Source organism: Bartonella sp. WD12.1, from assembly GCF_002022415.1.
Lineage (GTDB): Bacteria > Pseudomonadota > Alphaproteobacteria > Rhizobiales > Rhizobiaceae > Bartonella.
The window spans coordinates 770135-792472 of record NZ_MUBG01000001.1 but is presented as its reverse complement, the minus strand read 5'-3'; the positions used below and the strand labels follow the sequence as shown (position 1 = coordinate 792472).

The 22338-nt window shown below is 35.4% G+C and carries 17 protein-coding genes and 1 tRNA gene; 7 read left to right on the top strand and 11 right to left on the bottom strand.

Annotated features, from left to right (window positions below; genetic code table 11):
* Positions 1 to 176: 176 nt before the first annotated feature.
* Both BWD121_RS03455 and BWD121_RS03450 read left to right on the top strand, forming a co-directional pair.
* Positions 177 to 497: a hypothetical protein gene (locus tag BWD121_RS03455; protein WP_078663394.1), complete on the top strand. Its 321-nt coding sequence runs from the start codon at positions 177 to 179 to the stop codon at positions 495 to 497.
* A 205-nt stretch (positions 498 to 702) separates the two neighbouring features.
* Positions 703 to 792: transfer RNA gene (locus tag BWD121_RS03450), tRNA-Ser, on the top strand.
* 213 nt (positions 793 to 1005) lie between these two features.
* Here BWD121_RS03450 and BWD121_RS03445 read toward each other — a convergent pair.
* Positions 1006 to 2286, bottom strand: a complete 1281-nt coding sequence (locus tag BWD121_RS03445; RefSeq protein WP_078663393.1) for an outer membrane protein — start codon at positions 2284 to 2286, stop codon at positions 1006 to 1008.
* A gap of 438 nt (positions 2287 to 2724) precedes the next feature.
* Here BWD121_RS03445 and BWD121_RS03440 point away from each other — a divergent pair, with 438 nt between their 5' ends.
* Entirely contained in the window at positions 2725 to 3234 is a 510-nt protein-coding gene (locus BWD121_RS03440) for a superoxide dismutase family protein (RefSeq protein ID WP_078663392.1), read from the top strand.
* A gap of 123 nt (positions 3235 to 3357) precedes the next feature.
* Here the strand turns inward: BWD121_RS03440 and BWD121_RS03435 are convergent, their stop codons facing one another.
* The 6 genes from BWD121_RS03435 to BWD121_RS03410 form a co-directional block, all read right to left on the bottom strand.
* Positions 3358 to 3759 (bottom strand): SUF system Fe-S cluster assembly protein, encoded by a 402-nt coding sequence (locus BWD121_RS03435; protein WP_078663391.1) that lies wholly within the window; start codon positions 3757 to 3759, stop codon positions 3358 to 3360.
* Positions 3752 to 4996 (bottom strand): cysteine desulfurase, encoded by a 1245-nt coding sequence (locus BWD121_RS03430; protein ID WP_078663390.1) that lies wholly within the window; start codon positions 4994 to 4996, stop codon positions 3752 to 3754. Before BWD121_RS03430 ends, BWD121_RS03435 begins: the two co-directional genes overlap by 8 nt.
* 9 nt (positions 4997 to 5005) lie before the next feature.
* Positions 5006 to 6274 (bottom strand): Fe-S cluster assembly protein SufD, encoded by a 1269-nt coding sequence (gene sufD, locus BWD121_RS03425; RefSeq protein WP_078663389.1) that lies wholly within the window; start codon positions 6272 to 6274, stop codon positions 5006 to 5008.
* A gap of 11 nt (positions 6275 to 6285) precedes the next feature.
* A complete protein-coding gene (sufC, locus tag BWD121_RS03420) occupies positions 6286 to 7041 on the bottom strand; it encodes a Fe-S cluster assembly ATPase SufC (RefSeq protein WP_078663388.1) in 756 nt (251 codons plus the stop codon).
* A gap of 63 nt (positions 7042 to 7104) precedes the next feature.
* Positions 7105 to 8616: a Fe-S cluster assembly protein SufB gene (gene sufB / locus BWD121_RS03415; RefSeq protein ID WP_078663387.1), complete on the bottom strand. Its 1512-nt coding sequence runs from the start codon at positions 8614 to 8616 to the stop codon at positions 7105 to 7107.
* A 153-nt stretch (positions 8617 to 8769) separates the two neighbouring features.
* The gene (locus BWD121_RS03410) at positions 8770 to 9915 is read right to left on the bottom strand and encodes a cysteine desulfurase family protein (protein ID WP_078663386.1); all 1146 of its coding nucleotides are present in this window, start codon (positions 9913 to 9915) and stop codon (positions 8770 to 8772) included.
* A gap of 177 nt (positions 9916 to 10092) precedes the next feature.
* Between BWD121_RS03410 and BWD121_RS03405 the strand changes: the two genes are divergently transcribed.
* The 3 genes from BWD121_RS03405 to BWD121_RS03395 all read left to right on the top strand — a co-directional run bounded on the left by BWD121_RS03405 (position 10093) and on the right by BWD121_RS03395 (position 12979).
* Positions 10093 to 10773, top strand: coding sequence for an alpha/beta hydrolase (locus BWD121_RS03405; protein ID WP_078663385.1), 681 nt, complete (start codon positions 10093 to 10095; stop codon positions 10771 to 10773).
* A gap of 291 nt (positions 10774 to 11064) precedes the next feature.
* A complete protein-coding gene (tyrS, locus tag BWD121_RS03400) occupies positions 11065 to 12318 on the top strand; it encodes a tyrosine--tRNA ligase (protein WP_078663384.1) in 1254 nt (417 codons plus the stop codon).
* 187 nt (positions 12319 to 12505) lie between these two features.
* Positions 12506 to 12979 (top strand): peroxiredoxin, encoded by a 474-nt coding sequence (locus BWD121_RS03395; RefSeq protein ID WP_078663383.1) that lies wholly within the window; start codon positions 12506 to 12508, stop codon positions 12977 to 12979.
* A 136-nt stretch (positions 12980 to 13115) separates the two neighbouring features.
* Here the strand turns inward: BWD121_RS03395 and prfB are convergent.
* The 3 genes from prfB to BWD121_RS03380 form a co-directional block, all read right to left on the bottom strand.
* Positions 13116 to 14247, bottom strand: a protein-coding gene (gene prfB, locus BWD121_RS03390) for a peptide chain release factor 2 (RefSeq protein ID WP_143245249.1) whose coding sequence is annotated in 2 segments (ribosomal slippage) — positions 13116 to 14177 and positions 14179 to 14247 — 1131 coding nt in all. Because the reading frame shifts where the segments join, the coding sequence is not laid out codon by codon here.
* 173 nt (positions 14248 to 14420) lie between these two features.
* Positions 14421 to 16826, bottom strand: coding sequence for a penicillin-binding protein 1A (locus BWD121_RS03385; protein WP_240536706.1), 2406 nt, complete (start codon positions 16824 to 16826; stop codon positions 14421 to 14423).
* Positions 16827 to 17037: 211 nt separating this feature from the next.
* The gene (locus BWD121_RS03380; RefSeq protein ID WP_078663380.1) at positions 17038 to 18267 is read right to left on the bottom strand and encodes an N-acetylmuramoyl-L-alanine amidase; all 1230 of its coding nucleotides are present in this window, start codon (positions 18265 to 18267) and stop codon (positions 17038 to 17040) included.
* Between the two features lie 629 nt (positions 18268 to 18896).
* Here BWD121_RS03380 and BWD121_RS03375 point away from each other — a divergent pair.
* Positions 18897 to 21491, top strand: a complete 2595-nt coding sequence (locus tag BWD121_RS03375; RefSeq protein WP_078663379.1) for a ribonuclease E/G — start codon at positions 18897 to 18899, stop codon at positions 21489 to 21491.
* Positions 21492 to 21581: 90 nt separating this feature from the next.
* Here the strand turns inward: BWD121_RS03375 and BWD121_RS03370 are convergent, their stop codons facing one another.
* Positions 21582 to 22193: an invasion associated locus B family protein gene (locus BWD121_RS03370; RefSeq protein WP_078663378.1), complete on the bottom strand. Its 612-nt coding sequence runs from the start codon at positions 22191 to 22193 to the stop codon at positions 21582 to 21584.
* Positions 22194 to 22338: the final 145 nt, after the last annotated feature.

Genomic DNA, 22338 nt, shown 5'->3' with positions numbered 1-22338 from the left:
AACAGGCCAAAATTCATTTACTGCTTCGCAAATTAGAAACCGCCTCATGAAAAATGGTTTTCAGAATATTAAACAATTATATTTAGATGACAAGGGTATTTGGCGTGCTTTAGTAGAATTTAAAAATTGTAATTTTCTCATATCTATCGATTATTCTGGGGTAGTTAGCGTTCGAAATGAAAGAAAAAAATATGATTGATTTTAAAATTTATAACGACGTTACATCAAATAACCATGGGAGAATTTCTTTAAAGCAGATTTATCATTTTATTAAAAAATCTGCATTCATTGGAAGTTTGAATGGTAGTATTTCAGGAGCAATTGCAACAATTCTTGCGACTTATGGTTATATTGCCTTACCAGGATTTGGTCCAATCATCGTAATGGGTATAGGTATAGCGCTTTTTATTGGTATGCTAACTGGTGCAGTGATAGGGTTAATAATAGGTGTTGTTATTGGTATAATTTTTAGTTTTATGAATAATTGGCAATTCTAATTTTTCATTATAATACCAAACCACTAAATAAAGGCAGTGAAATTGTTATGTTTTAATTGAAATACTTTATAGAAAAGTATATGGCTTAAGAGTTAAGATTAATTAAGCTTAGGAGCTTTAATTAAAATACTTAAAATCATATTTAAGTGATTGACCTTTTCGAAGAAGCTTGTAAAAAGTACCTTATTTAAAAGGCATATTTTTTGGAGGGGTGGTCGAGCGGTTTAAGGCACCGGTCTTGAAAACCGGCGTGCAGGAGACTGTACCGTGGGTTCGAATCCCACCCCCTCCGCCACTAAAGTTTGCACAACTTATAATGTATTTGTTTTTTTTAAGGTTATGTGAGTAAGATAACTAAGACTGGGATTCTAAATTGTCCAACTTTCTTTTCATTATAGGCATGAACTATAATATCTCTTTTCCCTGATTTAGAGAAACACAACACCAGATAAAAATAAAAGCTCTACTATAGATAGAGCTTTTAAAGCGATTTGAGTCGTACAATAAATTAAAATTTATAAGCAACACCAACTCTAAAATCATTGGTTTGGTAATCAAGCTCTAATTTATCTTTAGCAAATTTCTGTTTACCAAAATCTGAATAGCGATATTCTGCACGTAAAATGACATTATCAGCCATCGCAAAATCAACACCGCCACCCAGGGTGTAACCCACCATCATTTTTGTATCTGATAAGCTAGAAGAACTTATTTCCTGACCTTCCATCTCAATTAACCGTGAAAAGGTATTTTGAATCTGCGCATAAGCAACACCACCAGCAATATAAGGCACAATACGATCAACTGCAAAACCTATACGTACTCGTGTAGCACCAGACCATTTTTGTTTTAAAGTGCTACTATAAATTTTAGTAGCTCCCGTTGTTTTATCTACTTGCTCTGTTTCCCTTGTAGGCCTTACAGGCAAAGCTGGTAGTCTCTCGTGTGAATGTCCTGGAACTGGAGATCTAGCTTCTAATCCTTGCTGTTGTGCTTCTTGTTGTGAACTATGTGGCTGTGCTACTGAAGGACTTTGAGCTTGAGTATGTGTTTGTTGCATTTGCGTTTGGCTTGATAAAGATAACAATTGACTCGATTGCATTGCATCTGTCCGTTTTGATCTAGTATGCTTCCTCTCCCGTCCTGCAGATGTTGTGCTTTCATTGCTTGGGCTATTTGCATTAGCTGTGTGAGATTCTGAAATTGCTGAGTAATTCATGATTTGCCGCTGTGATACAGATGCATATCCATATAATTGATGTCTTTCATTTTCTACACTTGGTTCTTCTTCTATTTCTTCTACCTCTTCTATTTCCTCTAGCTCTAATCCTTCAAAATTTCTTTTTGCAACAACCTTTGTATCCTGTTTATTAGACCAAACGATATCCGTATCAACACCTAGAATAAGACTGTTTCCTAAATCAACATTGGCTCCTGCATAAAGACCTCCCATAAAACCGGAAAGTTGAGGCAATGTGTCTTTTTCAACTGGTGTCCATTCTCTCGTACCAGAGCCTTTTTTGGCGTATAAACTAATACCCGTTTTACCTGAAAAGCCACCAATCTGCCCTCCAAGATAGAAACCATTCCAAGAAAAAGTAGGTGCAGAAATAACTGGTGGAACATCAGAATTAGGACTCATTTCAACAGGTGGTGAAACTTGCTTTGACATTTGAGTGGATGAAACAACGGGCCTCGACTCTCGAGGTACCATAATATCTGCTGCATGTGCTATAGAAGCTGTAAATAGAGTGATAATAGATGTGCTAATTAAACATTTCGTGCTCATGAATTACTCCGAAGATAATGTTGAGAACCACATAATGATACATTATCCCCATTACATAATCTTTTCAAAAAGAGCTATAATAAAAATGACACAATCATAAAAAATAAGTTCTACAGAATGTTAAATAATGATTTTGATTATAAGTCAGGAAATTAAGATTGACTGCTAGCTTTTAGCAGATTTCGATTATTGATACAGATAAGCTTAGAAATGTGTGAGGATATTTTTGAGTATGTTCAGGAGATACTTAAAATTAAGGACTAATAAAGGTGCATACTAACACATTGATTTTACATCATAAAAGGAAAATTTTGTCACAAAATTTACAAACTCATAAAAATATTGTAACAGATAGAATATGAAGCGGGGAAATTATACATTAGATTATTAAAAAGAAAACTTTTTTGTTTAATTTAAATTAGATATGAAAGGTGCTCTATGAATAAATTCTTTCCCTTATTAACATTACTCATGGTTTTATATTCTAGCATTTTTGCTTTAGCAGAATCAACTCAAGTAGCAATTTATATGCTGGAAGAAAACAATGTAAAGAAGTCTATTGGTAAGATTACAATTCAAGAAAATGAATACGGTTTGATTTTTATACCAGATTTATCTGCCTTACCAGAAGGTTTTCATGGCTTTCACGTACATATGTATCCTTCATGTGATACGAAGGATGGTGTGATTGGTGGTGCCGCAGGAGGGCACTATGATCCACAAAATACTAACAAACATCTTGGACCTTACAATGTAAATGGCCATCTTGGTGATTTGCCCATGCTGTATGTTGATGCGCAAGGTCGAGCCACCATGAGTGTTCTTGCTCCACGTATTAGGAAACTTACTGAAATTAAAAACCGTTCGTTGATGGTTCACATAGGAGAAGACACCTTTTCATCAGTAGGTGCTGGTGGTGCGCGTTTGGCATGTGGTATTATAAAATAATCACAATGCTCTTATTTTAGCTTTCTGCCATATTTTTTCTAAAAGAAATATGAGGAGAAATTATAAGGTGGCATTTCTTTCACAGGTAAATGAAGGAAGAAAATGCCACTTTTTTTATGTTTTTTAGTACCATCCAGTAGCAACTTGTGCTTCTTCTGACATACAATCAGGTGTCCATGGTGGATCAAATGTCATAATCACTTCAACGTATGAAACACCTTCAACTGCATTTACAGCATTCTCTACCCACCCTGGCATTTCACCTGCTACAGGACAACCAGGTGCAGTGAGTGTCATTTCGATTTTTACTGAACGATCGTCTTCAATATCAACACGATAAATTAGTCCTAGGTCGTAGATATTAGCAGGTATTTCTGGATCGTAAATCGTTTTAAGAGCAGAGATGATATCATCTGTCATACGCTCAATTTCAGCTTTTGGAATTGTTGATATACAAGTTTTTTCTTCTTCATTTTTTATGTCAACAGATTCAGCAGAGTGACATGCTTCAATTGGTTTAACCATTAAAAAATTTCCTTGCTTTTTCCAATGCTTCAACTAATTGATCAATATCCTCATGATTATTATACATAGCTAATGATGCACGACAAGTAGATGTTAAACCAAAATGCTGCAATAAAGGTTGCGCGCAATGTGTTCCTGCACGTATGGCAACCCCCTGCCGATCAATAAACATCGCGATATCATGTGCGTGAATACCTTCAATTTGAAAAGATATAATAGCACCTTTATTTGGAGAACGGCCATAAATGTGTAATGATTTAACGGTTTCAAGTCCTTCATGTGCATAGGTTGAAAGTGCCATTTCATGCGCGTAAATAGTATCTCTCCCCTTCTCTTGCATATAATCAATGGCAGCTGCTAACCCAATAGCTTCCACTATAGGAGGAGTGCCAGCTTCAAAACGATATGGAGGACTATTATAAGAAACCTTATCAATTGTCACTTCGTTAATCATTTCCCCTCCTCCCTGAAAGGGGCGCATTTCTTCTAGCCGACATTTTTTGCCATAAAGAACACCAATACCCGTAGGGCCATAAATCTTATGACCAGTAAAAACATACCAATCACAATCAAGATCTTGCATATCAACAATTAAATGTACAGCTCCCTGAGAACCATCAATAAGTACAGGAATAGCATTTTGGTGCGCTAGCTTAATCATTTCTTTAACGGGAGGAACAGTCCCTAATATGTTGGACATATGGGTAATAGCAACAAGGCGCGTTCTATCACTTAAAGCTTTTTGGAAGTCTTCAATATGTAAAATACCATTTTCGTCGACTGGTACAAAAATAAGTTTAATGCCTTTTTGTTCACGGATAAAATGCCAAGGAATAATATTTGAATGATGCTCCATAATTGTGAGAACAATCTCATCACCTTCACTCAATTTGGGCATACCCCAACCATAAGCTACAGTATTAATAGCTTCTGTCGCACTTTTCGTAAAAATAATTTCTTGAGCTGATTGAGCATTTAAAAAAGCACGAACTGTTTCACGAGCATTTTCATAAGATTGTGTTACCGTATTTGATAAAAAATGCATTCCTCGATGCACATTGGCATAATGGCACTGATAGAGATTATTCATTGCATTAAGAACGCATTGAGGCTTTTGAGCAGATGCTCCACTATCCAAATAAGCCAACCGCTTACCGTAAATATCATGTTGTAAAATAGGAAAATCACATCGAATTGCTTCTACATTATAATTCAATGTTTGTCCGTAATTTTCCATTTCTATGCCTTAAATATTCTTTTTTAACCACTCACCAATGATATCACTCAAGATAGCTTGAATGTTATCTTGCTTGATGTCATCAATTAATTCAGAAATAAATCCTTTAACTAAAAGCTCACGAGCGATTTTAAGAGGGATACCACGTGCCATCAGATAAAAAAGATATTCATGATTAATTTTCGCAACTGTCGCACCATGACCACACGCAACATTATCAGCAAAAATTTCTAGTTCAGGCTTTGCATTAAATTGTGCATCATCAGAAAGGATAAGGCTATTACAAGCCATGCGTGCATCTGTATTTTGGGCTTTTTGTGCAACATGTATCATCCCTTGAAACGCACCATACGCTTTATCTGTAACAACATTACGTATAATTTCTGTAGAAGTTGATTTTTCTTCAATATGACGAACAGTCATTGTAAGATCACTGTGCGTTTGCCCAGATAATAAATTTATTGCCCGTAGTTGAAAATTAGATTCTTGCCCTTGCAATTCAATATCAATTTCTTGGCGGTTAAGCTGGCTACCTATATTAACTACGTAAAGTGATAATTGAGCATTTTTATCAAGCACTGCGTGAAATCGACTAAATTGTGTAGAATCGAAACCCCTATCTCGGATAAGAATCCACGTAACATTACTATATGCTGCAACATGTAATGAAAATATCGAACTGGCAAAAGTATCTTTATTGCCACCAATTTGGCGTTCAATGATCATAGCTTGACTGTTTTTGCCAATTTTAATGTCTGAAAAAATATGTGATTGTCCACCCATTTGAATATTTTGCAATTCAATTGGATTATCTAATTTTGTATTTTCAGGAATTTGAAAAAGCCAACCATCTGTAACAAAAGCTGTATTTAATTGTGCAATAAAATCTTTATCTGCCGTAACTTGATTAATTTTTGCATGATTTTTTTTCAATGCATCTGCAAGGCTTTCTATTATGACACCTGCTATTTGCGATGACGTACGTATTTTGCCGTTTTCAATAGAAAAGACAACATTTTCTGAAAGTAATGCATCAATTAGTTGCTCATTATTTGTTTCTGAAAAATCACTAATAGATTTTAATAAAGTACGTAAATTAGTATAATGCCAATTTTCAATTTTACGAGAAGGAAGCCCCGTCCTTTGAAATAATTCAATGGCCTGTTTACGTATTGTTTGCACTGCACTATTGCCAGGCAAATGGTCAATACGTTGGACAAATTTATTGATAATATCTTTTTCAACAGCTATCAATTCTTGCTTTGAGTTTATACTCATATTCAATGACCTCAGGCTGTTTTACTGATAATGTCAGTATATCCATTTTGTTCTAGATAAAGCGCTAGTGTTTTATCTCCACTTTTAATAATGCGACCTTGATAAAGGACATGGACTGTATCTGGAACGATATAATCAAGTAAGCGCTGATAGTGAGTAATAACTAAAAATGAACGTTCTAAATTGCGGAGTTTATTGACGCCATTGGCAACAATTTTTAATGCATCAATATCTAAACCAGAATCTGTTTCATCTAAAATACAAAGAGTAGGTTCAAGGAGTGTCATTTGAAGAATTTCAGCTCGCTTTTTTTCTCCACCAGAAAAACCAACATTCAATGGACGTTTAAGCATGGCCATATCTATTTCAAGCTTAGAAGCAATTTCTTTGATGCGCTTGATAAATTCAGGAATTTTAAGCTCTTCATTACCACGAGCTTTACGCTGAGAGTTTATTGCAACTTTTAAAAATTCCATTGTTGCAACACCAGGTATTTCCATTGGATATTGAAATGCTAAAAAAATGCCATACACTGCACGCTCTGCTGGATCCATTTCTAAAATAGATTGTCCATTATAAAGAATATCGCCTTCTGTTACTTCATAATCATTATGGCCAGCAAGTACATATGATAAAGTAGATTTTCCTGCTCCATTTTGTCCCATAATGGCTGCAACTTCGCCGTTTTGAACAGTTAAGTTTAAACCGCGAATAATTTCTGTATTGGCTCCAACAATACGGGCATGCAAATTTTTTATTTCTAACATAATTTAATCCTGGTCTTGCTGTTTTATAATCTAACTCTCATTAAATTTTATCAAATACACGAATTAGCCTACACTACCTTCAAGGCTGATAGCGATGAGCTTTTGCGCTTCAACAGCAAATTCCATAGGAAGTTTTTGAATGACTTCTTTTACAAAACCATTAACAATTAATGCGATAGCTTCTTCTTCAGAAATTCCCCTCTGCATCACATAAAAAAGCTGATCATCAGAGATTTTTGATGTTGTTGCTTCATGTTCAAAGTGAGCTGTTGCATTTTTTGCTTCAATATAAGGAACTGTATGAGCACCGCAATTGTTCCCAATTAATAAACTATCGCATTGAGTAAAATTACGTGCATTTTGCGCTTTTCTATGTGCTGTGACTTGCCCGCGGTAAGTATTGTTTGAAAAACCGGCAGAAATGCCTTTAGAAATAATACGACTTGAGGTGTTTTTGCCTAAATGGATCATTTTAGTACCAGAATCGATTTGTTGATAACCATTTGCGACAGCAATAGAATAAAATTCTCCACGTGAATTGTCACCACGTAACAAACAAGACGGATACTTCCAAGTAATTGCAGAACCAGTTTCAACTTGTGTCCATGAAATTTTGGAATTATTTCCCCGACAATCTCCACGTTTAGTTACAAAATTATAGATCCCCCCCTTCCCTTCTTTATCACCAGGGTACCAATTTTGTACTGTAGAATATTTAATTTCTGCATTTTTGAGCGCAACAAGTTCAACAACAGCAGCATGAAGCTGATTTTCATCACGTTGAGGTGCTGTACATCCTTCAAGATAAGAAACATAAGAATCTTCATCTGCAATAATCAATGTCCGTTCAAATTGACCTGTATTGCGTTCATTAATCCTAAAATAGGTTGAAAGCTCCATAGGGCAACGAACCCCTTTAGGAATGTAAACAAATGAACCATCTGTGAAGACAGCAGAATTTAAAGCAGCATAATAATTATCACCAGTTGGTACAACTGTTCCTAAATATTCTTTAATAAAGGAAGGATGTTCGATAATTGCTTCTGAAATAGAACAAAAAATAACACCGGCACGTGCTAATTCTTTTTTAAATGTCGTCACAATAGAAACAGAGTCAAAGACTGCATCAACGGCTACTTGTCCTGATCCATAAATATTATCATTAAGAGGAGAGCGATCAGCTTGTTTTCTTACCCCTGCTAAGATTTCTTGTTCTTTAAGAGGAATACCAAGCTTTTCATACGTTGCTAATAATTCAGGATCAACTTCATCTAAAGATTTTGGCCCCGTATGATTTTTAGGAGCAGCATAATAATAAAATTCTTGAAAATTAATTTTGGGATATTCAACACGCGCCCACTGAGGCTCTTCCATTGTAGTCCAACGATGAAAAGCTTGTAAACGCCAAGCTAGCATCCATTCAGGTTCATTTTTTTTTGCAGAAATGAATCGGATAATATCTTCATTTAAGCCTTTTGGTGCTTTATCCGTTTTAATATTGGTTTTAAAGCCATATTTGTATTGATCAACGTCTATCTCACGTACCTGGCGTATCGTCTCTTGTACTGCCGGCATCAGTTTTCTCCATTCTTACCGGCTTCAAGGACCGGTGATTAAAGATCTTATTTTTACAAGACCAAAGCGAGTACTTCAGTTTTTAAAATATATGCAAAAGAGGAAAATTTCAATCAAGCTTTAAAATTAGCTTTATTTTTTTAATGACAAATTTTATTTTTTACTATTACTTATTATTTGAGAAAAGACCAATAAAAAATCATCAATATCTTCAGATGTTGTACAGCGTCCTGTTGAAACACGAATTGCACCGTTTGGAATGTGGTACCCCATTGCTTCTAAGGTTTTACTTTGTTTTACTTTTCCTGAAGAACAAGCAGAACCTGCCGATACAGCAAATCCTGCCAAATCAAAACTAATTTGCATTGTTTCAGCTTTGATATTTTGTACAGAAAAATAAGTGGTATTAGGTAAACGCTGGACGTTTTTACCAAAAATTTCAACGTCATTGCTAATTTGTTGGAGGCCGTTTTCTAATTTATCGCGTAAGTAAAGTAACCTTTCTACTTCTTCTTGTGTAAAAGGATCACTCATCGCAGCTCCAAAAGAAGCAATAAGTGGTAACGCTTCTGTTCCACCACGCAGTCCTTTTTCTTGCCCACCAGCAATAATAAGGGGTTGCGGCATGAGAAGGTTCCCGCATGAAACAAAAGCACCAATCCCTTTAGGTCCACCGATTTTATGGGCTGATAATATAAAAAAATCACCCCCGAATTGATTGATTTCAATAGGATTTTTATCCACATATTGTACTAAATCAACAATAAGAATACCTCCAGCGTCTCGAACAATGGCAGCTATTTCTTTTATTTTTTGAACAACACCAGTTTCACCATTAGCTGCTTGAATAGCAACAAGGGGTAAGCCTTTTGTATTATCGTGAGAAGACAATAAGAGTTTTAGATTATCCTGTTGGATTAAACCATTGTGATCAACAGTAACTTTACTGATCAATTCTTTAGAAAAACGCCCCCCTTGTGCAATAGATGGATGCTCACTTGCACCAATATAAAGGTGAGAAAATTGAACTTTAGAATACCCCATGTTATAAAAAGGGGTCAGTAATGTCATTGCTGCTTCACTCGCGCCGGATGTGAATATAATGTGATTTGGGTTTGCATTAAGTCTACTGGCAATTTGCCGGCGTGCTTTTTGCAATAAAGCTTTAGCAGCACGGCCTTCTGCATGAACAGATGATGGGTTACCAAATGTTTCTAAAGATTCGAATAATGCTATTTTTGCTTTTTTTGTAAGCGGTGTTGTTGCATTATGATCAAAATATCGGCGTTTTACGGCCATTTTAAATCCCAACCAGTAATTTTATTAATTGATTTTAAGAAAAATAATGCAATTTTCTTGAAAAATGCACCTAAAACAGAATATCTAACGATTAATAAAGTAAAATCATATAAATAAATTTTATATGAAAGTTAATCAAGGTCAATGAGAGCCTCTTTAAACTTTAAGGAGCAGTGAATGCCAGAAATCATTTTTAACGGTCCTGCAGGCCGTCTTGAAGGACGTTATCAGCCGTCACAACAAAAAAATGCACCAATTGCAATTATTCTGCATCCTCATCCTCAGTTTGGTGGAACAATGAATAATAAAATCGTTTATGATTTATTTTATATGTTTCAGCAACGTGGATTTATTACTTTACGTTTTAATTTTCGTGGTATTGGTCGCAGTCAAGGCGAATTTGATTATGGAACGGGAGAGCTTTCAGATGCTGCTGCTGCACTTGATTGGGTGCAAACACAGCATCCTGATTCTAAAAATTGTTGGGTAGCAGGATATTCGTTTGGTGCGTGGATTGGTATGCAACTTTTAATGCGTCGACCAGAAATTGAGAGCTTTATATCTGTTGCTCCTCAACCTAATATTTACGATTTTTCATTTCTTGCTCCTTGCCCTTCTTCTGGCCTTATAATTCATGGGGATATCGATAAGGTTGCTCCCCCAAAAGATGTTCAAGCTCTTGTAGATAAATTAAAAACGCAAAAAAGTATTACTATTACACAAGAAACACTAGAAGGTGCTAACCACTTTTTTAGTGGATGTCATAAAGAACTTATTGAACGATGTTCACAATATTTAGACAATCATCTTGCGGGCGAGTTGTCAGGTTATCCACGTGAAATATTGGCACTTTCTTGAAAGTATTAAAAAAAAGATCATACTAGTGGCTAAACGGTATTTCGTAAGAAGTATTTTGAATTTATAGTATACTTTTTTATAAATACAAAGCTATGCTGTGCAATTAATGATATGAACAGAATCAATAGTTAAGCAAAATATATCAATGTCATTTCTTGAAGTTTCTTTCATGTGTTCTTTATTGGCTTAACATTTTTAGTTTCTTTGTAAATTATGTACATACCATGTGTATAAAATAATGATGAGCTTTCAGCTATAAAAACGGATAGTTAATATTTAAGGAAGAAATCCATGTTTGCCTTTAAATCTGAGTTTTTACATATTATGAGCGAACGTGGTTTTATCCATCAAATTTCAGATGAAAAAGGCCTAGATGATCTTTTTTCAAAAGAGATTGTAACTGCTTATATTGGATTTGATCCCACTGCTTTAAGCCTTCATGCTGGAAGTCTTCTTCAAATTATGATGCTCCATTGGCTACAAAAGACAGGTCATCGCCCCATTGTTTTAATGGGGGGTGGAACAGGTATAATCGGTGACCCCTCTTTTAAAGATGAAGCGCGGCGTCTTTTAACACAAGATGATATTGCTAAAAACATTGTTAGCATTGAAAAAGTTTTTGCTAATTATTTAACATTTGGTAATGGAGAAACTGATGCACGCATTGTCAATAATGCTGAATGGTTGTGTGATTTAAAATATCTAGAATTTTTGCGTGATATAGGAAAACATTTTTCAGTCAATCGTATGTTATCATTTGATTCTGTTAAACTCAGACTTGAACGTGAGAATTTTTTATCATTCCTTGAATTTAACTATATGATTTTGCAGGCTTATGATTTTGTTGAACTTAATAAGCGCTATGGATTACGTGTGCAAATGGGTGGTTCAGATCAATGGGGTAATATCATCAACGGCATTGAATTGGGACATCGCTTGGGAGCGCCGCAGTTATATGCATTAACCTCACCATTGCTTACAACTTCTTCTGGTGCAAAGATGGGCAAATCATTGAATGGTGCAATATGGCTTAATTCAGATATGCTTTCACCTTATCAATTTTGGCAATATTGGCGTAACACAGAAGATGCTGATGTTATACGATTTTTAAAACTGTATACTACGTTGCCAATGAATGAAATTGCTAGACTTTCTAAATTACAAGGCACTGAACTTAATGAAGTAAAGAAGATTCTTGCAACAGAAATTACAGCCATGTTACATGGGCAGGCTCTTGCTAATGCAGCTGCAGAAACTGCACGTAAGACTTTTGAAGAAAAAACACTTGCAGATAATCTTCCAACTATTGAAGTTAACGCTACAGAATTAAAAATAGGTACTGGATTGCTTTCTCTTTTAGTACAAGCAGGATTAGCCAAGTCCAATAGTGAAGCACGACGACATGTTCAAGGTGGTGGTGTACGTGTGAATGATGAAATTGTTGAAGATGAAACGCGCCTTATTTTGGAAGATGATGTCAATGAAATAGGAGTAATTAAGCTTTCCTTTGGTAAGAAGAAGCATGTCTTAGTTAAGCCGTTATAAGTTATCTCTATTCTTAATCTCTTTTTGTAATTTCTTATATTTTGTTAAATCATAAAAATTTTAACTTCTTATAATGATCAAGTTCTCGTAATTCATTTTTATTATACGTAATAATATGTATATAATTGAAGCGTTACTATATTATGTAATCTGAAATTTGATACTTGTAAAAAAGAAAGAAAGTGCAATGACAAAACCAACGAAAGGTGATATCGCTCCTGATTTTGATTTGCCACGTGATGGCGGAGGGCAATTACGTCTTTTTGATCTTCGAGGAAAGCCAGTTGTTTTATATTTTTATCCAAAAGATGATACGAGCGGATGCACAAGTGAAGCAATTGATTTTACACGATTAAAAATAGAGTTTGATAAAATAGGAGTTACCATTATTGGTATATCTCCAGATAATGTTAGCAAACATGATAAATTTAAAACAAAACATGAACTTGATATCATCCTTGTTTCAGATGAGGAAAAAGTTACACTTGGAGCTTATGGTGTTTGGGTTGAAAAAAGCATGTATGGGCGTAAATATATGGGGGTTGAGCGGAGCACCTTTCTCATTGATGCAGCAGGAAAGATAGCAGGAGAATGGCGCAAAGTTAATGTATCTGGACATGCCGAAAATGTCTTAACCGCTGCGCGTGCATTATCTAATTAATAGTTGTGAGTTCAGCTAACATTCTTGATAAGAGTTTAATGTTATTATTCTGAATTTAATTTAGTTTTATCAATTAATGGTTTGATATATCGCGTAATAATACCAGTGAAGATTTTAATATGGTAGATTGGTATCGTCATTCAGTCTTTTCTTCAATTAGAGGGTCTTGTTTGTAAACACGTTGGGCAAGCGCTGCTTCTATAAACGCATCTAAATTACCATTAAGGACAGTTTGTGGATCAGTATTTTCAATACCTGTACGTAAATCTTTAACAAGCTGATAGGGTTGAAGAACATAGGATCTAATTTGATGCCCCCATCCAATTTCCGTTTTAGAAGCTTCAATTGCATTGGTTTCTTCTTCACGCTTTTTCAGTTCTTCTTCATAAAGGCGTGCACGCAACATAGACCAAGCTGTTGCCCTATTTTTATGCTGAGAACGCTCTACTTGGCATTGAACAACAATGCCCGTTTTTATATGGGTAATACGAACCGCAGAATCTGTTGTGTTAACATGTTGTCCTCCAGCTCCTGATGCACGGTAGGTATCAATACGGATATCTGACTCTGAAATATCAATTTCAATATTATCATCAACAACGGAGTAAACCCAAACACTTGCAAAAGAAGTATGACGTCTTGCATTCGAATCAAAAGGTGAAATGCGTACCAAGCGATGAACGCCTGATTCTGTTTTTAGCATACCATAAGCATTATGCCCTTTTACGAGAATCGTAGCTGATTTTATACCAGCTTCTTCTCCGTCATGAATTTCTAATATTTCAACTTTCATTTTATGCTGTTCAGCCCAGCGGATGTACATGCGTAAAAGCATAGAAGCCCAATCTTGGCTTTCTGTTCCCCCTGCCCCAGCGTGAATCTCTAAATAAGTATCATTTGAATCCGCTTCTCCTGAGAGAAGCAAATCAATTTGCCGTTTATCTATCTCACTTTTAAGTTTACGTATTGTATTTTCTGCATCAGTGATAATTTCTTCATCATTTTCTTCTTCGCCCATTGCAATTAATTCAATACATTCTTCAAGTGTTTGCGTAAATAATCGAATACCATTTATTGAATCTTCAAGACATTGACGCTCACGCATCATATCTTGCGCTTGTTGTGTATCATTCCAAAGTGACGGATCTTCAGCTTTTTGATTGAGATATTCAAGACGTTTTAATGACTGATCCCAGTCAAAGATGCCTCCTTAGCAATTTAATAGCCTGCTGTATTTCATCAACCAAAGTTTCTATTTCTGCTCGCACAATTTAACCCCTTAGTTTTAATTTTTTCGTTATAAATTCTTTTATTTGATATCAATAATAGCAATAAGAATGAATATTATGCTCTCATAAACTTATCTGATTATAGCTATAGTGTAGAAATAATTGCATATCATTCATAGTTATATCTACCATATGAAAAAAATACTTTTCAATTAATATAGCCCACCAGAACCATTTTGAAGGGCTTTATTAACCTGCGGAGAAGTGGTTGCCGTGGGAACACCTTCTTGGAACGAATTAGTTTCACCAATAACCTGATATACATCAGAGGGTCCCGTTCCTGGTTTGAATGCTTCTAAAATAACATCATTATCATTAGCTTTAGCAAGCATACCGGTTTTACGGTTAATTTTCATTAAAATCATACCTTTTGGCATTTTAAATGGCACGTTTGGCTTGTCTTTTAAAGCGGCTTGCATAAACTCACCAAAAATAGGTGCTCCCAATGAACTTCCCGTTCCAGTGCGTCCTAATGAAGCTGGTTGATCATAGCCAATGAAAACGCCAACCACAAGATCAGGTGTAAATCCTATAAACCAAGCATCTTTTGATTCATTAGTTGTACCTGTTTTGCCAGCAATATGCCGATTAAGATAACGCAAACGTGCAGCGGTTCCACGCTGGATAACTCCTTCCATCATTGACGTAATCTGATAAGCTGTCATAGGATCAAGAACTTGCTCTCGTTCATCAATTAATGTTGGTTCGCTTTGATTATTCCATGATTGAACATTACAATTTTCACAAAGACGATCATCATGATGGTAAATAGTCCTTCCATAACGATCTTGAATTCGATCTATAAAAGAAGGTTTAATCGAATGCCCTCCATTTGCAATAACTGAATAAGCTGTTACTATCCGTAAAACTGTTGTTTCACTAGCTCCTAAAGCCATGGAAAGATAAGGCTGCAATTTATCGGTAACTCCAAAACGTTCTGCATATTCAGCAACCAATGGCATTCCCATATGATGAGCAAGCCGTACGGTCATAAGGTTACGAGAATGTTCAATACCGTAACGCAATGTTGAAGGCCCGGCAAAAGTACCACCATAGTTTTTGGGTTGCCAAATTTGACCATTACTTTGAAGAATCTCAACAGGACCATCCAAAACTACTGATGCTGGTGTATATCCATTATCCAGTGCTGCTGCATAAACAAAAGGCTTAAATGCAGAACCAGATTGGCGATAAGCTTGTGTTGCACGATTAAATTCGGATTCAGAGAAGGAAAAACCACCAATCATTGCAAGAACGCGTCCTGTATGAGGATCCATAGCGACAATGGCTCCTTCAATCTTTGGTATTTGTTGCAAACGATAGACATCGTCTGTATTTGATATTTTTTCAACAAAAATGACATCACCAACATGTAGGACATCTGATAAATTTTGAGCAGTTGTTCGACGGTCATTTTCGCCAATAACATTCAATGCCCATTTTGATTGCTCTATAGATAATGCAGCAATTACTCGTTCTTTTGATAATAAACCTGAATTTTCACGCTTTGGCTGCAAACCTATCTCTACTTTATCAGCGCTAGAAGACAGAACAACTGCTAAATTCCATTCAGGTACATCACTTAGTCCAGTGATATCTGCAAGTGCTATACCCCAATCATCTGTAATATCGATATGTTTATAAGCTCCACGCCACCCTTGTGAATGATCAAATTTAATTAAACCATTTTGCAAAGCACGCCGCGCAATAAGTTGTAAATGTGGGTCAAGTGTTGTACGAACTGAAAGACCACCTTCATAAAGTGTTATAGCTCCGTAGTGATGCATTAAATGACGACGTACTTCTTCAGTAAAATACTCTGCAGCAAAAACATAACTATCGCTCCCACGCACTTTTACTCCCAAAGGTTTTTCTTTAGCTTGTTTACCTTGCTCTTGTGTTACATATTTATTTGCCACCATCCGATCTATAACCCAATTACGTCGCTCAATAGCGCGTTGTGTATTTTTAAATGGATCATAATTTCCTGGTCCCTTAGGAAGAGCTGCCAGATAAGCGCATTCTTCTAAAGTAAGTTCGTGGACAGATTTATTAAAGTAAGTCAATGAAGCTGCTGCGACACCATAAGTACCACGCCCCAGATAAATTTCATTAAGATAAAGTTCAAGAATATGATCTTTAGAGTAAGTCTTCTCGATACGTATAGCAAGAATAGCTTCTTTTAATTTACGTTCAAATGTTGCTTCTGAATTTAAAAGGAAATTTTTAGCAACTTGTTGTGTAATGGTTGATGCTCCTTCTGGACGTCGGCCAGAACCGATATTAATGATATTGTTAATTAAAGCTCTAGAAAGACCTTCAGGGTCTAAACCAAAATGGTTATAAAAATTTTTATCTTCAGCTGAAATAAAAGCTTCTTTAAGAAGATTTGGAATTGATTCGATTGGTAAATAGAGGCGATGTTTCGTCGCAAATTCTGCCATAAGACGACCATCGGCTGCGTGAACACGTGTCATCACAGGTGGTTCATACAATGAGAGGACCTCATAATCAGGAAGTTCATCAGCTTGGCTACTCGTCATTGCTACCCATACCATAACTCCACAAAATCCAAGAGCTGTGAGGGAACTAAGCAGATATCTAAAAAAAGTCATCATTGAAACGAATATCGCTTTCTTTAAAATTGATCAAAGGAAACATATTTTAATTTTATCATTACTAGGTGTTATTAAATTAAAACAAATGCAAGATTAATCTCTATTATTTTGTTATCAAAATTTAATATCAATACTCTACTTTTTCAAATATTTAAGGAAACTGCATAATTTCCTTCCGATACTGGGCAAATTGACGAATAGAATGGGCAAGAGAAACAACTATTTGATTCCTCCACTCAGAATTATTTAATAATTTCTCATCTTCTTTATTAGATAAATAGCCTATTTCTATCAATACAGAAGGTACATCTGGAGCTTTTAAAACTTGAAAATCAGCGTATCTATGAGGATTTTTAATTAGATTAATATTATTATTTGACAAGTTTAAAATAATAAGATCAGCAAAATTAAGCGAAAGTATATGAGTTTCACGCCTAGCTAAATCAATTAAAATATCTGTAACTTCATGCGATTCTTCTGCAGGCAGTCCATCAAGAAGATCTGCGTTATTTTCGACTTCAGCTAAAGTTTTTGCAATTGCATCAGAGGCTTTATCAGACAAGGTGTAGACTGTAGCACCACGAAGAGAAGGAATATTAATACTATCTGCGTGGATAGATATGAAAAGATCGGCATTAAAATTTTGTGCTTTTTTAACTCTTTCACTTAACCTTAGAAACATGTCGCAATCGCGTGTTAAAATCACATTAATATCAGAGTCTTTTTCTAATTCATCTTGCAATGCACGGGCAAAAGCTAATGTTATATTTTTTTCTAAGATTCCAGTAATGCCTTGTGCACCACTGTCAATTCCACCGTGACCAGGATCAAGCACGACATGAAAATGATGCTTTGGATTGGACTGTTTTTTTATATTTTGGTCGGTTTTTTGTTGTTTTGTCGAAATTTCATTAAATTTTTTCTGTGTATTTTGGGTGATATCAATCAACACCTGCCATAAACCATTCTCTAATTTTTGCACTGTACTGTTTTCAATAATAAAAGAGGTTTTGCTGGTCAGAGTGATGTATGAGGTTTGTGTATTGGAAAAACTATAATGTACATCGGATAGCATACTTGATAGTATATTTTGTTTGTTTGGAGGCATATTTTGTGTTGAAAAGTCAACTGGAGGTAGCTTGATAAGCAAACGTGAAGGGTTATCAGAAATTTCTAAATGAAAATTTGGTTTAGCATTAAAAACTGCGATAATACGTGTAGATGTATTATCACCAATTGTTCGCAGGCTAATAAGTTTTAACGCATCCGCACCTTGAATATATGTTTGAGATATCAAAAAAAAGGATAAATAGCATATAAAATACCAAATAATATTCCAATAGACTGCTTTCAGCATTCTGACGGAGAATTGTTTAATCATTTAAGTAAAACACTTTTTCTGTATTAATAAATTGGTTTTATTGTGTAAAATTACACTGTAAATATAGGTTATATTATTTCAATAATCGATCTTAGTCTTCTTCATAAATGTTGAATCTTTTAACTACAATTATCAAAAAAAATAAAACTGGGAGAATGGATGCATTATAATGGTGCGTATTTGTAGTTGTTACTTGCCAAAAGCATGATATCAACATAAAAGAATATTTACGCTCTTTAAGCGATATAACCATCTATTATTGACTTAAATTATCAATAATTTTGTTAAGTTATCTTTGAAGGTTTATCGTATATTATGCGTTTAGGCTTTTTATAGGTGATAAGTCTTCATACCTTAAAAAGCAGGATTATGTTATTTTAAATTCGCTGGTTCGGATATCCGAACTATTTTCAAAATTGTTTTGCCGGAGACTTATAAAAACGTGAGTCATACAAAACAGATGGAACTGATGATTGTAAATATCGTAAACGCTGTAACGTGTTTGCGAACGAAAGTCCGTGATGTTATGTCGGCACCCCCCTTTTACGGCAGACAGCCTTTTATATTTGCAAGTAGTGATAATGCTTGTTTAGATAAAGTTGTGCGTGTCGCCTTTAGGATTTTAACTTATGTCAAACAAAATGCTTATCGATGCCTCCCATCCGGAGGAAACGCGTGTTGTTGTTGTTCACGGCAACAAAATTGAAGAACTTGACTTTGAGTCAGAACATAAAAAACAGCTTAAGGGGAATATTTATCTCGCACGTATCACACGTGTTGAGCCATCACTTCAAGCAGCTTTTGTAGAATATGGTGGCAATCGCCATGGTTTTTTAACATTTTCAGAAATTCACCCTGATTATTATCAAATTCCTATTGCTGATCGTCTTGCTCTTCTTGAAGAAGAAGAGAAAGCTGCTATTGACGAAAATCAAGCAGATGATCTTGTTGAGGAAATAAAACAGAATACAAAGGGTTCAAGAAAAACAAAAAAAAGTAAGAGCCATAGCGCTCTTTCTGTAGATAGTGAAAACAATATCATATCTGAATCAATAGCAATTGATGATGGAGAAGAAGCACTTGATGGAAATGTTTGTGATGATGATATTGAAATGGTTGGTGCGGAAGATGCTCTTGAAGAGCTCCCTACTTATCAGCGTAAACCGGTACGCCAATATAAAATTCAAGAAGTTATTAAACGGCGTCAAATTTTATTAGTACAAGTGATCAAAGAAGAGCGTGGTAATAAAGGTGCAGCACTCACAACCTATTTATCATTGGCAGGTCGCTATTCAGTTTTAATGCCGAACACGGCACGGGGTGGTGGTATTTCTCGGAAAATTACCAATATACAAGATCGCAAACGGCTCAAAGAAATTGTAAAAGAATTAGCAGTTCCAAAAGGTATGGGTGTTATTCTACGAACTGCTGGAGCTAATAGAACAAAAGTCGAAATTAAACGTGATTATGAATATCTCATGCGGTTATGGGAAACTGTTCGTACTTTAACACTTAAATCAACTGCACCATATTTAGTTTATGAAGAAGGCAATCTAATAAAACGCTCTATTCGCGATCTTTATAATAAAGATATTAATGAAATTCTCGTATCTGGTGATAAAGGATATCGTGAAGCTAAAGATTTTATGCGCATGTTGATGCCAAGTCATGCAAAAGTTGTTCAGCCTTATCGTGATCATATACCGATCTTTACGCGTAATAATATTGAAGCTCAGTTAGATAAAATGTTGCAGCCGCAAGTTGCTTTAAAATCTGGTGGTTATCTTGTTATCAATCAGACGGAAGCACTTGTCGCTATTGATGTAAACTCTGGCCGTTCTACCAAAGAACATTCTGTTGAAAAAACAGCGCTACAAACCAATCTTGAAGCTGCTGAAGAAATAGCTCGTCAATTGCGGTTACGTGATCTAGCAGGCCTAATTGTGATTGATTTCATTGATATGCTTGAAAATCGTAACATTAAGCTTGTTGAAAAAAAGTTGAAAGATTGTTTAAAAAATGATCGTGCCCGTATTCAAGTTGGTCGTATCTCACATTTTGGCCTTATGGAAATGAGCCGTCAACGCATTCGTGTATCAGTTTTAGAAAGTACAATGCAGCCTTGTCCTCATTGTGCTGGAACTGGAAATGTACGATCAGAATCATCAATTGCCTTGCATGTTATGCGCTCAATTGAAAAATATCTTCTTAGTAATTCGCAATATAATATCATTGTGCGGACATCTGCTGTGATAGCACTTTATGTGCTCAACCATAAACGCAGTATTCTTGTTGATTTAGAAACGCGCTTTAAGCTTAATATTAGTATTGAAGCAGATGATAGCGTTGGAGCACAGCATTTAGTTATTTCCAAAGGAACAATGGCAGAAAAAGATCATTTATCTCCAATAGCTATTGAAGATGGTGATAAAGAGGAAGACGAAGATGCAATTTTTATGGAAAGCGAATTAACTCATGACGAGTCCCCTGTTGAAAATAATCAACGGCGTCAGCGTAAAAATCGCCAAAGTGAATTACATGACAACTTTTCTACATCCTCTCATAAAGATGATATTCAAAATAATGAGGATACCCGCCGTCGTGGACGTCGTCGTGGGCATCGTAGAGGTAGGCGTAATCAAAATAACGGTTTTTATCAATCTCGTGTTCCTTATGCTGAACCAGTCGGAGAATTTGCCAAGCAAGCTTTAAAAGAAATTAAAGCAGCGCATCGCCGATATTCTATTCCAGCTGCTGAGCCTGTAGGATTTGATGAACAAAATAGTGATGCAAAATATCGTGTCAATGTGCAACAAAATGCTGTTTTTAAAGCTAAGAAGAATCGTAATGCACATCCCCGAAAGGCATCTCAAGGCAAAAAAATGCCCGAAAATGATAAAAGCGTGACAACATCAACACTTGTTGAAGAAAAAAATGCTACCAACTCTATTCGTAAATCTAAAACAAAAAAAGAGAATAAACAAACTCGTGAGATAACTGAAGAAATCTCGACAGATACAAAAAAATCAACACGTCAAACGCGAAAAAAGGCTGTTACGAAAGAAACAGCTCAAATAACTAAAGTATCAGAAAAAGAACCTATAACCAAGCAAGCTGTTGAACAAGTTTCTACTGAACCTGTTGTTACATCTTCAGTGCCTGAGGGGGAGAATAAAACTGGGCGCATTGGATGGTGGAAGCGCAAAGTTTTCTCTAAGAGCTAAACAATTAAAAAACGCTATAGAATAATTCTATAGCGTTTTTAGATATAAACAAAATATAAAAAGCTTTTAAAGTTTTTATATTACTTGTTATTATTTTTTCTGAGCTTTCTCTTGCTCAGCACGCATACGATCTTCAATTTCTTTTTGTTTTGCTTGGATAGTTTGCTGTAACTTCATTTGTTTTTGTTGAAAAGTTTTTTCGTCTATACCAGGACCTGTGTATGCAGCTTTAAATCCGCTAAGAGAAAATTCGATAGGATTAGCACCACCCCGAATATTAGTTGTAATTATAACCATTTTCGAACCAGCTTTCATGGCAGAAACTAACTTGTCACTTAAAACATCATTGGCAATACAACTTGCTCCGTTACAAACAACGTAAGGAATTTTCATAGAGAAGTCATTTCCAATTTGGATATGAACGCCTTCTGGTAGAAGACGATTCGTAGGTACTTGAATACCTATACGTTTTTCTTCCTTTTTTCCTTTTACTTCAACTAAATTAACAGCAGTCAAAGGTTGACCAATCTCTGATATAACAGAGTTCATTGTGTTACAAATGTTAATATCATTCTGCTTACTGCAAACTTTGTACCAACCTTGAGATAAATTCTCTGCACCTGCTGGAGTATAGGCCATGAGAAAAAAAGTAGCGGCTCCAGCCAATACTGAAATAGCAGTATAGGTATTTTTGTGCGACATAATTAAGCTAATCCTTTCAATGTGCTTGTATGATGATCCCAATAGAAGGATATTAAGTTGATTTTTAATCAACTGTATTAAAATTAATCAAAAAAATAACACTTCTTTGTATTTTTCATTATATACAAAGAGAAAAGTAAAATCT

Coding starts and splice junctions, on each gene's coding strand:
- BWD121_RS03380 (WP_078663380.1), bottom strand. CDS start 18,267: ATGATTAAACAATTCTCCGTCAGAATGCTGAAAGCAGTCTATTGGAAT.
- BWD121_RS03430 (WP_078663390.1), bottom strand. CDS start 4,996: ATGGAAAATTACGGACAAACATTGAATTATAATGTAGAAGCAATTCGA.
- BWD121_RS03405 (WP_078663385.1), top strand. CDS start 10,093: ATGCCAGAAATCATTTTTAACGGTCCTGCAGGCCGTCTTGAAGGACGT.
- BWD121_RS03410 (WP_078663386.1), bottom strand. CDS start 9,915: ATGGCCGTAAAACGCCGATATTTTGATCATAATGCAACAACACCGCTT.
- sufC (WP_078663388.1), bottom strand. CDS start 7,041: ATGTTAGAAATAAAAAATTTGCATGCCCGTATTGTTGGAGCCAATACA.
- BWD121_RS03455 (WP_078663394.1), top strand. CDS start 177: ATGAAAGAAAAAAATATGATTGATTTTAAAATTTATAACGACGTTACA.
- sufB (WP_078663387.1), bottom strand. CDS start 8,616: ATGCCGGCAGTACAAGAGACGATACGCCAGGTACGTGAGATAGACGTT.
- BWD121_RS03445 (WP_078663393.1), bottom strand. CDS start 2,286: ATGAGCACGAAATGTTTAATTAGCACATCTATTATCACTCTATTTACA.
- BWD121_RS03385 (WP_240536706.1), bottom strand. CDS start 16,826: ATGGTATGGGTAGCAATGACGAGTAGCCAAGCTGATGAACTTCCTGAT.
- BWD121_RS03370 (WP_078663378.1), bottom strand. CDS start 22,193: ATGTCGCACAAAAATACCTATACTGCTATTTCAGTATTGGCTGGAGCC.
- BWD121_RS03435 (WP_078663391.1), bottom strand. CDS start 3,759: ATGGTTAAACCAATTGAAGCATGTCACTCTGCTGAATCTGTTGACATA.
- tyrS (WP_078663384.1), top strand. CDS start 11,065: ATGTTTGCCTTTAAATCTGAGTTTTTACATATTATGAGCGAACGTGGT.
- BWD121_RS03440 (WP_078663392.1), top strand. CDS start 2,725: ATGAATAAATTCTTTCCCTTATTAACATTACTCATGGTTTTATATTCT.
- sufD (WP_078663389.1), bottom strand. CDS start 6,274: ATGAGTATAAACTCAAAGCAAGAATTGATAGCTGTTGAAAAAGATATT.
- BWD121_RS03395 (WP_078663383.1), top strand. CDS start 12,506: ATGACAAAACCAACGAAAGGTGATATCGCTCCTGATTTTGATTTGCCA.
- BWD121_RS03375 (WP_078663379.1), top strand. CDS start 18,897: ATGTCAAACAAAATGCTTATCGATGCCTCCCATCCGGAGGAAACGCGT.